This window comes from Streptomyces violaceoruber, assembly GCF_033406955.1.
GTDB classification, from domain to species: Bacteria; Actinomycetota; Actinomycetes; order Streptomycetales; family Streptomycetaceae; genus Streptomyces; species Streptomyces violaceoruber.
In genome coordinates, this window is the sequence record NZ_CP137734.1 from 1981874 (window position 1) to 1996234 (window position 14361).

A 14361-nucleotide genomic window follows, 5' to 3' on the forward strand; every position below is an offset into this window, starting at 1 on the left:
CGGAGAGTGATAGCGGAGTGGTTGGCTCCCCGAGCTCAGCCCTCCGGTCGACCCACCTCGCCCGCCACCGGGAACCGGGACTCGTTGCGCTCGATCTTCTCTTCCAGCGCGGCCAGCGGGTCGACTCCGAGGACCTCGCAGAACTGGAGGAGATACGCAAGGACGTCGGCGACCTCGTCCCGGACCCGGTGGGCGGTGTCCGGGTCGGTCATGACGCGGGCCGACTGCTCGGGCGTCAGCCACTGGAAGATCTCGAGGAGTTCGGAGGCCTCCACGCTCAGCGCGGCGGCCAGGTTCTTGGGGGTGTGGTAGGGCTGCCAGTCGCGCGCGGCGGCGAACTCGGCCAGCCTGCGGCGCAGTGCGGCGAGGTCACGGGGGTGATCGGTCACGGGCTCAGGTGTACCACCGTGACGCCGCCCGCCGCGGCCGCCCCTGCCTGCCCCGCCTCCCCCACCGCTTCGACCGCCTCGACCGCCCACGACGCGTCGGCGACCGCTGCGACGAGGCGGATGTGTCCGCGGTCGCACATCCGCGCCGCCAGCCGGAGCAGTTCGGCGCGCTGGCGCACGTCGAGGCCGCGGTCGAAGCCGTCGGCGAGGACGGTGAGCGTCTGCAGCGCGGCGGGCACCTCGCCGGCCGGGTCGACCTCCAGCACGCCGGGGCCGGTGAACAGCACCAGGGCGAGGGCGAGGAAGCGCAGCTCGCCGTAGCCGAGGCGGCCGAGGCCGGTGCGGACGCCGTCGCCCCGGTCGAGGAGCGCGCCGACCACACCGCCGAGGGCCGGTTCGGCCAGGACGTCCTCGACGGGGCCGGCGCATCCGGCACGTACCGCCGCGACGAACTGCGCGTGCCGCCGGCCGCACTCGGCGCGGGTGCGCCACAGCACGTCGGCGAGGTTGTCGCAGCCGCCGAGCAGGCGCCCCGAGCCGGTGGGTACGGGCTCCCGCATCCGGCCCGGCCGCGGATCGCAGGCGAAGACGGAGCGCAGCGCGACCACCATCTGCTCGGCCGCCGCGAGCACCCTGCGCTGCCCGTCCGTCTTGCCGGCCACCCGCAGCGGCAGCAGCGGGGTGCCGAGCCGGTCGTCGGGCAGCGGGGCACGGGTCACGGGCGCCGACCCGGCCGTGTGCCAGGCCGCCTGCACGGCACGGCGGCCCGGGTCGCGCAGGGCCGTCTCCAGCAGCACCACGCCGTCCGCGGTCAGCCGCTCCCCCACGATGCGCAGTTCGGGCTCGGCCTGCACGGCGACGTCCAGGTGAACCGGCCCTTCCGCGCCGTCGGCCGTGCAGCCGATGCGGAAGCCCCGGCGGTGCTGCGCGTCGGGCCGGGCCCGCTCGGGCACGCAGGCGCCCGGGTCCGGGAACACCGCGCCGAGTTCCGCGCCGCCGCCGAGCCGGGCCAGGGCGTCGTACGCCCGCAGCGCACTGGTCTTGCCGCTGCCGCTGGGCCCGGCGAGCACGGTGAGCGGCCCGAGCCGCAGCACGGCGCGCCGGTGCCCGGCGAAGGCGGACAGCCGCAGCTGGGTGATGCGGGGACGGTCGGGGACCGGGGCGACGGACGCCGGTAAGGCGGAGGACGCAGATGACGCTGCCATATGCGGACCGTAGGTCTCCGCCGGACGGCGAACCGTTTTGCCCGGACGGCTTTCCTACGATCGGGGGACCGGACGGTCAGGGCCGGAGCGGACCGTCACACTCCCGGCACCCCCGCCGCACTCTCCATCAGCCCGTTCACCTCGGTGCCTGCCGGGGTCAGCAGGAAGACGTTGCGGTCCACCCGGTGCATACCGCTGGCCAGGCCGAAGACGACGCCCGTACTGAAGTCCAGGACCCGCTTGGCCACCTCGCCCTCGGCGCTGGTCAGGTCCAGGAGCACCGGGATCCCCGCCATCAGGGTCTCGGCGACCTCGCGGGCGTCCGCGAACACGTTGATCCTCAGGACGACGAAACGGCGGCGCCGCTCCGTCTCCGCCTCGGGCATCGCCCGGTGACCGACCGCGGACGGCCAGGCGTCGCGCCCACGCAGCGGAACTACCTGGGCGAGCCCTTCCCACTGTTCATCGGTGACGTCGTGGCTGTTCACCGGCTCCCCCGATTTCACTCGCCTTCATTGCCTGCACCAGCCAATTCTTACGCCAAGTCACCCGTTCGGCCCAACAGCGACACGGTTGGCGACGCTCCGTGTCCGGTGATTGTCCGGTGCCGGGCCGGGTACTCAGCGACAGCCGCCGCGCCCGTGCGGGTGCCCGACAGCGGGAACCGCCGCCGCGCCGACGGACGTACGCCGTCACACGAAGGAGTGCCCATGGGTGCGCTGGACCTGCCCGAGCCCGTCACGCGCGAGGGGGCACCGCCGAAGGTCGACACCGCCGCCCTCCGGAACGCCCTGCGCGAGCGGGTGGACGGTGAGGTCCGCTTCGACGCCGGGAGCCGGGCCGCCTACTCCACGGACGCGTCGAACTTCCGGCAGACCCCGCTCGGCGTGGTCGTCCCGCGTACCCCGGAGGCCGGGGTGGAGGCGGTGGCCGTGGCCCGGGAGTTCGGCGCGCCGGTGCTCTCGCGCGGTGGCGGGACCAGCCTGGCCGGGCAGTGCACCAACGCGGGCGTGGTCCTCGACTGGTCGAAGTACTGCACCCGGGTGGAGTCCGTGGACCCCGGCGCCCGCACCTGCGTCGTCCAGCCCGGGATCGTGCTCGACGACCTCAACCGGCAACTCGCGCCGCACGGCCTGCGCTACGGCCCCGAGCCCGCCACCCACCCCAACTGCACCATCGGCGGCATGATCGGCAACAACTCGTGCGGTGCCACCGCGCAGGCGCACGGCAAGGTCGTGGACAACATCGCCCGCCTGGAGGTGCTGCTGTACGACGGCACCCGCTTCTGGTGCGGGGAGACGGACGACGAGGAGTACGCCGAGATCGAGCGGCAGGGCGACCTGCGGGCGACCGTCTACCGGCGGTTGCGGGCACTGCGCGACACCTACGGGGACGAGATCCGCCGTCGGTTCCCGGACGTCCCGCGCCGGGTCTCCGGCTACAACCTGGACTCCCTGCTGCCGGAGTTCGGCTTCGACGTGGCAGGGCTGCTGGTGGGCAGCGAGTCGACGCTGGTCACGGTGGTGCGGGCGGAGCTGGAGCTGGTTCCGGTGGTGAGGGAACGCTCCCTGCTGGTCCTCGGGTTCGACAGCATCGACAAGGCCGCCGACGCGGTGCCCGACATCCTGCCGCACGAGCCGATCGCCCTGGAGGGCGTCGACGCCCGGCTGGTGCGCGACGAGCGGATCAAGCACCTGAACCCCGAGGCGCTGGCCGAGATGCCCGAGGGCAACGCCTACCTGATGGTGCAGTTCGGCGGGGACACCGTCGAGGAGGCCGACGCGCGGGCGCACCGGATGCTGGAGGCCGTGCACCGCTCCGAGCACGACGCCGACTGCGCGTTCCTGGACGACCCCTCGCACGAGGAGGACCTGTGGCAGGTCCGCGAGGCCGGGCTCGGCGCCACCGCGCACATCCCGGGCAAGCCCGACACCTTCGAGGGCTGGGAGGACTCGGCGGTCTCCCCCGAGAAGCTGGGCGACTACCTGCGGCGGCTGCGCGGCCTGTTCGAGGAGTTCGGGTACCTGAGCGACACGGGTCCGAGCCTGTACGGCCACTTCGGGCAGGGCTGCGTGCACACCCGGATCCCGTTCGACCTGTACACCGCGGACGGGGTGGCGACGTACCGGAGGTTCATGGAGCGGGCCGCCGATCTCGTCGTCGAGTTCGGCGGCTCGCTGTCCGGCGAGCACGGGGACGGGCAGAGCCGGGGCGAGTTGCTGGGGCGGATGTACGGGGACCGGCTCGTGGAGGCGTTCGGGCGGCTGAAGGCCGTGTTCGACCCGCTGGACCGGATGAACCCGGGGAAGGTCGTCGCGCCGTACGGACTGGACGACAACCTGCGGCTCGGCGGTGACTGGGCCCCGTTCGAGCCCCGCGACCTGCACTTCCGCTTCCCGCACGACGGAGGTTCGTTCTCCCAGGCGGCCAACCGCTGCGTCGGCGTCGGCAAGTGCCGGCAGCACACCAGCGACGGCACGGTGATGTGCCCGTCGTACCAGGTGACCCGGGAGGAGGAGCACTCGACGCGGGGCCGGGCCCGGCTGCTGTTCGAGATGCTCGACGGGCACGGGGACGGCGCGATCCGGGACGGCTGGCGTTCGCAGGAGGTCAAGGACGCCCTCGACCTCTGCCTGGCCTGCAAGGGCTGCAAGAAGGACTGTCCGGCGGACGTGGACATGGCCACGTACAAGGCGGAGTTCCTGTCGCACCACTACGAGGGCCGGCCGTGGCGCCGGCCGCGCTCGGACTGGTCGATGGGCTGGCTGCCGGCGCTCGCGCAGGTGGTGGGCCGCACCCGGCTCGCGCCGGTCGTCAACGCGCTCACCCACGCGCCACTGCTGTCGAAGGCGGCGGTGCTGGTGGCGGGGGTGGCGGACCGGGAGGTGCCGCTGTTCGCCGACGAGACCTTCGAGCGGTGGTTCGCGGAGCACGAGCCGGAGGGCGACGGGCGCCGCGGGTCCGTGCTGCTGTGGCCGGACACCTTCACCAACCACTTCCACCCGCACATCGGCCGGGCGGCGGTACGGGTCCTCGAACAGGCCGGCTGGCGGGTGGAGTTGCCGCACGAGCCGCTGTGCTGCGGGCTGACCTGGGTCTCCACCGGGCAGCTCGGCACGGCGGAGAGGGTCCTCACCCGTACCGTGCGCGCCCTGGCCGGGCACGTCAGGTCGGGCGGCCTGGTGGTGGCACTGGAGCCGAGCTGCACGGCCGTGTTCCGGGCGGACGCGAAGGAGCTGTTCCCCGGCGACCAGGACGTGCTGCGGCTGGCCGAGCAGACGGTGACCCTGTCGGAGCTGCTCACCGAGCACTCCCCCGGCTACGAGCCGCCGCGGGTCCCGGAACGCTCCGCGCGTGCGGTCGCCCAGGTGCACTGCCACCAGCACGCGGTACTGGGCTGGGAGGCCGACCGGGAACTGCTGCGCCGGGCCGGCGTGGACGCGGAACGGCTGGACTCCGGCTGCTGCGGGCTGGCCGGCAACTTCGGCTTCGAGCGCGGTCACCTGGACGTGAGCGAGGCGTGCGCGGAGCGGGTGCTGCTGCCCCGGCTGCGGGAGGAGGACGAGTCGACCGTCGTCCTCGCCGACGGGTTCAGCTGCCGCACCCAGATCCACGAGTTCGACAGCGGCGGCCACGAGGGCGTGCACCTGGCGGAGCTGCTGGCCTCGGCCCTGCCGCCCGGCCCCGCGACCGAACCGGGGGCCCCGGGCAGCGCGTACGGCACCGCGCCGGGCGCCCGTCCGGCCGCTCCCGGCCCCCGCGCACGGGCCCTGGCCCTGGCCGGCACGGCGGCGGCCGCCGTGGGCGCCGCCGCGGCGGCGACGGCGCTGGCCCGGAGCCTGCGCCGCCACTGAGCCCGGACACGACGGACGGTCACCACCGAGGGTGCGGGGTGACCGTCCGTCCGTCGCGTCCGGGCGTGGAGTCCGTGTCGGGGCGTGGAGCCTCAGGCCGGAGTCCGTGTGGCCGTGGAGTCTCAGGCCCGGGACGACGCGCTGTCCTGACGGCTCGCCAGGGCCCAGATGACGAACACGTCGATCGCCATCATGATCACGGACCAGACGGGCGCGTACGGCAGGAACAGGAACTGGGCGATCAGGCTCAGCGAGGCGAGGACGATACCCGCCACCCGGGCCCAGGCCATGTCCTTGAGCAGACCGAACCCGGTGACGAACACGAGGGCGCCCAGGATGACGTGGACGATCCCCCAGCCGGTCAGGCTCATCTCGTAGACGTAGGTGCCGATACGGGCGTACACGTCGTCCTCGGCGATGGCCGCGATGCCCTGGAGGACGGCGAGCGCGCCGTTCAGCAGCAGCAGTACGCCCGCGAAGACGACACCTCCGGTCACCCAGCCGCTGGTGCGGTCGCCCGAGCGCTGGGCCCAGGAGGCGTCGCCGCCGTGGGACGGCCGGCCGGGAGAGGGTTCGGCGTGCTGGCTCATGAGCGGAGTCCTTTCTGTGTCCCCCGTACGGGGCAGCTGCCCGCCGGCGCCCGACGGCCCCGACAGGTCATTCAGAGCCTGCGGGTGGCCGCGCTCCCCGGCCAGGCGGGTCCGCCGGACGGGTGAATCGCGCGGCGTGCGTGCGCGTGCGGACGCCCCCGGCCTCGCGTTAACTGAGCGGCACCCGCGGGTCCCGGTGACCGACGGGCCGAGGGACCAAGGGGCGACGAAGGAGGGCGTGTGACGAGTCGGCCGCTGCCCCGTCGGGGCCCGCGCGGGCGGGTTCCGTGACCGCGCCGGCGAACGCGGTCCCGGACCGGGCGGAGCGGTCCCTGCGGCAGACCCTGCTCAGTCCCGGCTACCGGCGGCTGTTGCTGCTGTGCGTGCTGCTGGGGGTGCCCATCGCGCTGGCCTGCTTCTTCTTCGTCGGACTTCAGCACGAGTTGCAGCACTGGGTGTGGACCTCGCTGCCCGAGGCGGCCGGATACGACACCCCACCGTGGTGGTGGCCGCTGCCCGCGCTGGTGCTCGCCGGGCTGATCCTGGCGCCGATCGTGACCCGGATGCCGGGCGGCGGCGGCCATCTCCCCGTCAACGGCCTGGGCGGGGCGCCGGTCGGCCCCCGCGCGCTGCCCGGCGCGGTGCTGGCGGCGCTGGCCACGCTGCCGCTCGGCGTGGTGCTGGGCCCCGAGGCCCCGCTCATGGCCGTCGGCAGCGGGCTCGCCCTGCTGGCGGTGCGGCGGGCGGGCGCGGGCGGAGACCAGCAGGCGAGCGCGATTCTCGCCACGGCCGGCTCCACCGCCGCGATCTCCACCATCCTCGGCGGCCCGATCGCGGCGGCGGTGCTGCTCATCGAGGGGGCGGGGCTGGCCGGCACCCGCCTGGTCGCCCTGCTGCTGCCCTGCCTGCTGGCCAGCGCGACCGGTGCCCTGGTCTTCACCGGCTTCGGGCAGTGGACGGGGCTGGAGATCGGCGCGCTGAGCCTGCCCGACCTGCCGCCGCAGGCCAATCCGGACGCGGGTGACTTCCTGTGGGGCCTGCCCACCGCGGCCCTGATCGCCGTACTGGTGACGCTGGCCCGGGCGCTGGGCCGCCGCACCGTCTCCTGGACCCGGCACCGCACGGCCGCCCGCACCGTCGCCTGCGCCACCGCGGTCGGCGTCTGTGTCGCGGCGTACGCGCTGATCACCGGCCGCTCCCCGGCCGAGGCGGCGCTGTCCGGCCAGGCCACCCTCGCCCAGCTCGCCGCGCATCCGCACGCCTGGTCCGTGGGGGCGCTCGTCGCGCTGGTCGCCTGCAAGGGGCTGGCCTGGGGCATCGCGCTGGGCGCGCTGCGCGGCGGCCCGATCTTCCCGGCCGTCCTGCTGGGCGCGGCGACGGCCCTGGCCTGCTCCGGGCTGCCCGGCTTCGGCGCGACCCCGGCGCTCGCCCTCGGCATCGCCGCCGCGGCGGCCGCGGTGACGGGGCTGCCGCTGGCCAGCTCGGTCCTCGCGGTGCTGCTGATGGGCCGGGACTCCCACGACCAGATGCCGCTGATCGTCATGGCCTCGGTCGTCGCGTTCGTCGTGGCGCAACTGGTGCGCCGGACCCCGCCGGAGGCGGGCGGGTCGCCGGGCGGGGCGCCGTCGGCGGGAGCGGCACGGTGAAGGACCGCCGGACCGCCGGACCGCACACCCGCGTCCTCGCCCTCGTACTCCCCCGCGCCGCCGTACCGGCTGGGACGCCGTCGGGCCCTGGGTCGTACGGGCGGGGATCGCGGCCGCAGTGGTCGTGGCGTACTTCCTGCTCCCCCTGGACCACCTGGGGCCGCAGCGGCCGGTGCTGAGCTGGGTGCTGTTCGCCCTGCTGCTGACCGTGGTGGCCGTGCTGCTGCTGCGGCAGATCCGGCACGTCCTCCTCGACCGTCCGGACAGCCGCCCCGGCGTGGTCATCTCGCTGCTGATCGTCCTGTCCGTGCACGTCTTCTCGGCGGCGTACTACGCCCTGGCCAAGTCGCCGGGCGAGTTCAACGGACTGCACACCCGGATCGACGCGCTGTACTTCACCGTGGTGACGCTCGCCACCGTCGGGTACGGGGACATCACCCCGAGGGGCCAGGCCGCGCGGGTCGTGACCGTGCTGCAGATCACGTACAGCTTCGTCTTCCTCACGGCCGCCGCCACCGCCCTGACCACCCGGATGCGCGACCGGGTGGTCCGGGGGCCCCAGCGGGGCCGCTCGCGCTGAGGCGGGCCTTGAAGGTGCCGCCGCGTCACCTTCTAGCCTCGGTCGCAGACCCAGGAGGAACCCATGACGCACGCGACCGACGGAAGCCGGCGCATCGGCGCACTCGCTCGGGAGACCGGGCTGAGCATCCGCACCCTGCGCTACTACGACCGGCTCGGCCTGCTCACCCCGTCCGCCCGCACCGAGGGCGGCCACCGCTGCTACGACGCCGGCGACGTCCGGCGTCTGCACCGCGTCCTGGCGCTGCGCAGTTTCGGGCTTCCGCTGGCCCGGATCCGCGCGGTGCTCGACGCCGAGCCGGACCACGATCCGGCGGAGCTGATCCGGCGGCAGCTCGGCGTCGTCGAGGAGCGGCTGCGGCAGACGGCCGAGCTGCGGATCCGGCTGCTGGGTGTGCTGGGCGCGCTGGACGCCGCCGCGGACGGCTCGACCGAGGCCCTGCTGGACGTGATCGAGGAGATGACCGCCGTAACACGTCCCCTGACCCCGGAGCAGGTCGCCGGTCTCGGCGAGGCGCGCCGCCGCTGGGCCGAGTCGCTCGGCGAGGAGGAGTTGCGTGCCCTGCACCACAGGCGTGCGGAGATCTTCGCCACGATGGGCGAGGACGACCGGCGTCGGCTGACGGACCGGCGGCGCCGGGCGTTGGCGCAGCCCTGAGGCATGTTCGGCGGCCCGGCGGCCGGTGCGCGGGCCCCGAGGCCTGCTTGTGCCCACCCCGGTGGGAGCACTACTGTCGCCACGCCTTGGTGAACGGGAAATCCGGTGTGATGCCGGTGCGGCCCTCGCCACTGTGAATCGGGAAGTCCGGCTCCGGCCCTGACGGGCAGCCACTGGATCGCTTGCGGTCCGGGAAGGCGGAGCACGGGCGGTGGTACCCGTAAGCCAGGAGACCGGCCAAGGCGCGTCGTCCATCCACGAGGTGCTGGAGAGGGTCTGCCGAGTCATGCACATAGCCGAGGGCTTTCTGCCACCGGCGCACGCGATCGCCTGGGGTGTCGCGTCCGCGCCGTTCGTCGTCCACGGAGTCCGGTCACTCACCCGTGAGGTCAGGGAGCACCCGGAGAGCACACTGCTCCTCGGTGCCTCCGGAGCCTTCACGTTCGTCCTGTCGGCCCTGAAGCTGCCGTCGGTCACCGGGAGTTGCTCCCACCCGACCGGCACCGGTCTGGGCGCGATCCTGTTCCGGCCGCCGATCATGGCGGTCCTTGGCACCATCACGCTGCTCTTCCAGGCGCTGCTGCTCGCCCACGGCGGGCTCACCACGCTCGGCGCCAACGTCTTCTCGATGGCGATCGTCGGCCCCTGGGCCGGATACGGCGTCTACCGGCTGCTGCGCCGCTGGGACGTGCCGTTGATGGTCACCGTGTTCTTCGGCGCGTTCGTCGCCGACCTGTCCACGTACTGCGTCACCAGCGTGCAGCTGGCGCTGGCCTTCCCGGATCCGAGCAGCGGGTTCCTGGGCGCGCTCGGCAAGTTCGGGTCCATCTTCGCGGTGACGCAGATTCCGCTCGCGGTGAGCGAGGGCCTGCTCACGGTGATCGTGATGCGGCTGCTCGTGCAGTCCAGCAAGGGCGAACTGACCCGGCTGGGCGTGCTGCTGACCCGGACCGGCGAGCGGAAGCAGAAGGCGGTGGCGCGATGAGCCGGAACACGAGGATCAACGCCCTGCTGCTGCTCGCGGTGGCCGCGCTGGCGGTGCTGCCGCTGGTGCTGGGGCTCGGCGACCACAAGGAGGAGCCGTTCGCCGGGGCCGACGCGGAGGCGGAGACGGCGATCACCGAGATCGAACCGGACTACGAACCGTGGTTCTCCCCGCTGTACGAACCGCCGTCCGGGGAGGTCGAGTCGGCGCTGTTCGCCCTGCAGGCCGCGCTCGGCGCGGGCGTGCTGGCGTACTACTTCGGCCTGCGCCGGGGCCGACGGCAGGGCGAGGAGCGGGCGTCGGCGGCTTCCGGGGCCGCGGCGGCACCGGGGGACGCCCCCGAAGGGGACTGAGTGCTGCCGATCGACGCGGCGGCGCACGGCAGTCGCTGGCGCCGCCGCCATCCCGTGGACAAGGCCGTGCTCGGTCTCGGCCTGACCGTGCTCGCGATCTCGCTGCCGCCCTGGCCGGGCGCGGCGCTGGTGCTGGTGGCGGCGCTGACGGTGCTGCTCGGCCCGGCGGGCGTGCCCGGACGCCGGCTGTGGCGGGCCTACCGGGTGCCGCTGGGGTTCTGCGTGACGGGTGCGTTGCCGCTGCTGGTGCAGGTCGGGGGCCCGGACGGGTTCCTGACGGCGGCCGACGGCGGTGCGGTGCGCGCGGGTGGGCTGCTGCTGCGCACCTCGGCGGCCTCGCTGGGGGTGCTGCTGTTCGCGTTCACCACGCCGATGTCGGACCTGCTGCCGAGGCTGGTGCGGGCCGGGGTGCCCGCCCCGGTCGTGGACGTGGCGCTGGTGACGTACCGGATGAGTTTCCTGCTGCTGGACTCGGTGCGCCGGATCCGGCAGGCGCAGGCCGCGCGGCTCGGACACACCACGCGGGCGGCGACCTGGCGTTCGCTCGGCGGGCTCGGCGCCACCGCGTTCGTGCGGGCCTTCGACCGGGCGGCGCGGCTCCAGTCGGGGCTCGCCGGGCGCGGTTACGACGGCACCCTGCGCGTGCTGGTGCCCGAGGCGCGCGTGTCGGTGCCGTTCACGGCGGCGAGCGTCGCGCTGCTCGCGGCGCTGGCCGTCCTCACCCTCGTACTGGAAGGACCCCTGTCGTGAGCGAACCGGCCCAGACCTCTGAACCGGCCCCGGCCCTGGTCGCCCTGCGGGGCGCGGCGTTCGCGTACGAGGAGGGTCCGGACGTGCTGACGGGCCTGGACTTCGCGGTGCGCGAGGGGCGGGCGCTGGCGCTGCTCGGCCGCAACGGCAGTGGCAAGACCACGCTGATGCGGCTGCTCAGCGGCGGACTGAGGCCGCGTACGGGGACGTTGACGCTCGGCGGGGAGCCGGTGGCCTACGACCGCAAGGGGCTGACCCGGCTGCGGACCACGGTGCAACTGGTGGTGCAGGACCCGGACGACCAGCTCTTCGCGGCCTCGGTCGGCCAGGACGTGTCCTTCGGTCCGCTGAACCTCGGCCTGTCCGACGCGGAGGTCAGGTCCCGGGTCGGGGAGGCGCTGGCCGCGCTGGACATCGCGGGACTGGCCGAGCGGCCCACGCACCTGCTGTCGTACGGGCAGCGCAAGCGGACCGCGATCGCGGGGGCGGTCGCGATGCGGCCCCGGGTGCTGATCCTCGACGAGCCGACCGCGGGGCTCGACCCGGACGGGCAGGAGCGGCTGCTCGCCACCCTGGACGGGCTGCGCGCGGGCGGCACCACCGTGGTGATGGCCACCCACGACGTCGACCTGGCCCTGCGCTGGTCCGACGACGCCGCCCTGCTCACCCCGGAGGGGGTGCGCACCGGCCCGACCGCCGCGACGCTGGCCCGCACCGACCTGCTGCGGCGGGCCGGGCTGCGGCTTCCCTGGGGCGTCGCGGCGACCGGACTGCTGCGGGCGCGGGGGCTGTTGGCGGACTCGGCGACGGGCCCGCGTACGGCGGAGGAGCTGGCGGCGCTGGCGGAGTGACGAGCGCTGCCCGGGGTCAGCTCGCCGCGCCGCTGTACTCCGGTTCCCGGGCGTCCTCCGCCTGTTGGGCGCGGGCGCGGCGGCCGGGCAGGACGGCGAGGACGATCAGGGTGCCGGCCGCCATGATGACGCCGCCGACGAGGCTGGTCGTGGAGACGCCGTGGGCGAAGGCCTTGTTCACGGCGTCGGCGAGGGCCTGCGCCTGCTCGGGCCCGGCGGCCGGGTCGGTGGCGAGCCGCCCGGCGACGGCCAGTCCGCCGCCCACCGAGTCCTGGGCGGTGTCCAGCGCGGCGGCCGGCAGCCGGTCGCCCACCAGGCCGGCCAGTTCGTCCCGGTAGGCGGTGCCGAGCAGGGAGCCCAGGACGGCGATGCCCAGCGAGCCGCCGAGTTCCAGCGCGGTGTCGTTGGCGCCGCCGCCGACGCCCAGTTCGCTCTCCGGGAAGGACCCCATGATGGTGTCGGTGGCCGGGGAGACGCTGAGGCCGATGGCGAGGCCGAGCAGCAGCATCGGGGCGAGGAAGTCGGCGTAGGTGGAGCCCTGGTCGATCAGGACGAGCAGGAAGACGCCGACGGTGCCGATCGCCATGCCGGAGCCGACCATGGCCCGCACGCCGAGCCTCGGGGTCAGCCGCCCGGTCACCGCGGCGCCGACGAACACGGCCCCGGCCAGCGGCAGCAGCCGTACGCCGGTCTCCAGCGCGCCGAAGCCGAGCACGAACTGCAGGAACTGCGTGGCGTAGTAGATGGCGCCGTAGGTGCCGAAGAAGAAGAACAGCACCGCCAGCATGGAGCCGCTGAAGGGCCGCAGCAGGAAGCGCCGCACGTCCAGCATGGGGTGCGGGTGGCGCAGCTCCCAGGTCACGAAGCCGATCAGGCCGACGGCGGCGACGACGGCCGCGGTGACGGGGCCGGCGCCCCAGCCGAAGTGCGGGCCCTCGATGGTCGCGTAGACCAGGCTGCCCACGGAGACGATGGAGAGCAGGCCGCCGACGTAGTCGATGCGGCCCATGCCGGCCGCCCTGGACGGCGGTACGAGGACCAGCGCGCCGACGACGGCGAGGACCGCGACGGGGACGTTGACCAGGAAGGTCGAGCCCCAGGCGTGGTCCTCCAGGAGCCACCCGGCGACCAGCGGCCCGACCGCGATGGCCAGTCCCGAGGTGGCGGTCCAGGCCGTGATGGCGCGGGCCCGCTCCCCCTTCGGGAAGACCGCGACCAGCAGGGACAGCGTGGCCGGCATGACGACGGCGGCACCGACGCCCATGACCGCCCGGGCCGCGATGACCAGCCCCGTCTCGTGCACCAGGCTGCCCATCACCGAACCGCCCGCGAAGATCACCAGACCGGTGACCAGGGCGCCGCGGCGGCTGTACTTGTCGCCGATCGCGCCGAGCACCAGCATCAGCGCGGCGTACGGAACGGTGTAGCCGTCGATGACCCATTGCAGGTCGCTGCTGCTCAGGCCCAGGTCGGTCGTCATGTCCGGGGCCGCCACGATCAGGGACGTGTTGGCCATGACGACGATCAGCAGGCTCAGGCAGAGCACCAGGAGAGCCCACCAGCGCCGGGCGTAGGGCCCGGGCATCTTCTCGACGGGGGTGGTGGCGAGCAGGGGCATGGAGGGCTCCCGGAGACAAACGAGGGCGAGTTAATTGCCCATGAGTGAGCAGACAAGAGCAGCGTAGTTTGTTGCACATGGACGTGCAAATAGGGCGCCCGTCAACCGGGGCGCCTACTGAAGGGGGGTGGCCTGCTCGGCCTGGACGGGAGTGCCTACTCGGCCGGGACGGACTTCGCGCGCACCGCCGGGCCCACGGCCTCGACGACGGCCCGCGCCCGCCGCTCCGGCACACCGGCCGCGATGAGCATGGCGACGGCGGTCCGGGTGCCGTCGTCCTCGAGGGCACCGGTGTTGACCTGCTCCAGGAGTGCGACGACCATCGCCTCGAGTCCCGCGCTCAGCACGGCGGGGGGCAGGTGGGCCGGGAAGACCCCGTCCAGCCGGCCGCGCTCCAGGATGGCGGTCACCTCGGCGCGGGCCGGGGCCAGGATCTCGGCCACACGCTCCACGCCCAGGTCGTGCCGGGCCAGGGCCAGCAGCATGCGGTAGCGGTCGCCCACGGACCACATCAGCAGCGTGAAGTGCGCCAGCGCCCGGTCGGCCGGTTCGTCCGGTCCCGCCGCCTCGGCCATCGCGCCGCGCAGCACCTCGGACGCCTCCTCGGCGAGGGCCTCGAGCAGCGCCGCACGCCCCGGGAAGTGGCCGAAGAGGGTACGCCGTACGACACCGGCGGCGCGGGCCAGCTCCTCCAGCGTGGTGTCCGGGTTCCGCCCCAGCTCCCGGCGGGCGGTGGCCAGGATGCGCGCCCGGTTCGACCGCGCGTTGCGGCGCTGCGGCTCACGGGCGACGGGCTTGGTCACGGGAACCTCGGGGCGGGACGATGCGGGGGGCGCGGGGCGGGCGGCGTGGACGTGGTCGTACATTCTGGCACGGGGGGCGC

14 protein-coding genes and 1 riboswitch are annotated in these 14361 nt (G+C 74.3%); of the genes, 8 read left to right on the top strand and 6 right to left on the bottom strand.

What is annotated here, in order from left to right:
- Nucleotides 1-35: 35 nt before the first annotated feature.
- The 3 genes from R2E43_RS08590 to R2E43_RS08600 form a co-directional block, all read right to left on the bottom strand.
- On the bottom strand, nucleotides 36-389 hold the full coding sequence (locus tag R2E43_RS08590) for a nucleotide pyrophosphohydrolase (protein ID WP_011030572.1): 354 nt from the start codon (nucleotides 387-389) through the stop codon (nucleotides 36-38).
- Nucleotides 386-1594: an AAA family ATPase gene (locus tag R2E43_RS08595; RefSeq protein ID WP_003973054.1), complete on the bottom strand. Its 1209-nt coding sequence runs from the start codon at nucleotides 1592-1594 to the stop codon at nucleotides 386-388. Before R2E43_RS08595 ends, R2E43_RS08590 begins: the two co-directional genes overlap by 4 nt.
- A 95-nt stretch (nucleotides 1595-1689) precedes the next feature.
- On the bottom strand, nucleotides 1690-2082 hold the full coding sequence (locus R2E43_RS08600; RefSeq protein ID WP_030864086.1) for a cell division protein SepF: 393 nt from the start codon (nucleotides 2080-2082) through the stop codon (nucleotides 1690-1692).
- 222 nt (nucleotides 2083-2304) lie between these two features.
- On the opposite strand from R2E43_RS08600, the gene R2E43_RS08605 reads away from it, so the two are divergent.
- Nucleotides 2305-5448 carry an FAD-binding and (Fe-S)-binding domain-containing protein gene (locus tag R2E43_RS08605; protein ID WP_030864082.1) on the top strand — a complete coding sequence of 1048 codons (3144 nt, stop codon included), beginning with the start codon at nucleotides 2305-2307 and terminating at the stop codon, nucleotides 5446-5448.
- Nucleotides 5449-5570: 122 nt separating this feature from the next.
- On the opposite strand, the gene R2E43_RS08610 is transcribed toward R2E43_RS08605, so the two are convergent.
- Nucleotides 5571-6038 (bottom strand): DUF7144 family membrane protein, encoded by a 468-nt coding sequence (locus R2E43_RS08610; RefSeq protein WP_003973057.1) that lies wholly within the window; start codon nucleotides 6036-6038, stop codon nucleotides 5571-5573.
- A 287-nt stretch (nucleotides 6039-6325) separates the two neighbouring features.
- Here R2E43_RS08610 and R2E43_RS08615 point away from each other — a divergent pair, with 287 nt between their 5' ends.
- The 7 genes from R2E43_RS08615 (at nucleotide 6326) to R2E43_RS08645 (ending at nucleotide 11860) form a co-directional block, all read left to right on the top strand.
- The gene (locus R2E43_RS08615) at nucleotides 6326-7684 is read left to right on the top strand and encodes a chloride channel protein (protein ID WP_030864079.1); all 1359 of its coding nucleotides are present in this window, start codon (nucleotides 6326-6328) and stop codon (nucleotides 7682-7684) included.
- Nucleotides 7685-7802: 118 nt separating this feature from the next.
- Entirely contained in the window at nucleotides 7803-8264 is a 462-nt protein-coding gene (locus R2E43_RS08620; RefSeq protein ID WP_003973059.1) for a potassium channel family protein, read from the top strand.
- 63 nt (nucleotides 8265-8327) lie between these two features.
- Nucleotides 8328-8921 (top strand): MerR family transcriptional regulator, encoded by a 594-nt coding sequence (locus tag R2E43_RS08625; RefSeq protein WP_003973060.1) that lies wholly within the window; start codon nucleotides 8328-8330, stop codon nucleotides 8919-8921.
- A 70-nt stretch (nucleotides 8922-8991) separates the two neighbouring features.
- A riboswitch (cobalamin riboswitch) is annotated at nucleotides 8992-9177 on the top strand.
- Nucleotides 9178-9207: 30 nt separating this feature from the next.
- A complete protein-coding gene (locus tag R2E43_RS08630; protein WP_030864075.1) occupies nucleotides 9208-9906 on the top strand; it encodes an energy-coupling factor ABC transporter permease in 699 nt (232 codons plus the stop codon).
- Nucleotides 9903-10259, top strand: a complete 357-nt coding sequence (locus R2E43_RS08635; protein ID WP_003973062.1) for an energy-coupling factor ABC transporter substrate-binding protein — start codon at nucleotides 9903-9905, stop codon at nucleotides 10257-10259. Before R2E43_RS08630 ends, R2E43_RS08635 begins: the two co-directional genes overlap by 4 nt.
- Nucleotides 10260-11009 carry a cobalt ECF transporter T component CbiQ gene (cbiQ, locus tag R2E43_RS08640; RefSeq protein WP_030864072.1) on the top strand — a complete coding sequence of 250 codons (750 nt, stop codon included), beginning with the start codon at nucleotides 10260-10262 and terminating at the stop codon, nucleotides 11007-11009.
- Nucleotides 11006-11860: an ATP-binding cassette domain-containing protein gene (locus R2E43_RS08645; RefSeq protein ID WP_030864066.1), complete on the top strand. Its 855-nt coding sequence runs from the start codon at nucleotides 11006-11008 to the stop codon at nucleotides 11858-11860. Before cbiQ ends, R2E43_RS08645 begins: the two co-directional genes overlap by 4 nt.
- A gap of 16 nt (nucleotides 11861-11876) precedes the next feature.
- Here the strand turns inward: R2E43_RS08645 and R2E43_RS08650 are convergent, their stop codons facing one another.
- Both R2E43_RS08650 and R2E43_RS08655 read right to left on the bottom strand, forming a co-directional pair.
- On the bottom strand, nucleotides 11877-13478 hold the full coding sequence (locus R2E43_RS08650; protein WP_003973065.1) for an MFS transporter: 1602 nt from the start codon (nucleotides 13476-13478) through the stop codon (nucleotides 11877-11879).
- Between the two features lie 155 nt (nucleotides 13479-13633).
- Complete coding sequence (locus R2E43_RS08655) at nucleotides 13634-14281, bottom strand: TetR/AcrR family transcriptional regulator (protein ID WP_030864062.1); 648 nt, start codon at nucleotides 14279-14281, stop codon at nucleotides 13634-13636.
- Nucleotides 14282-14361: the final 80 nt, after the last annotated feature.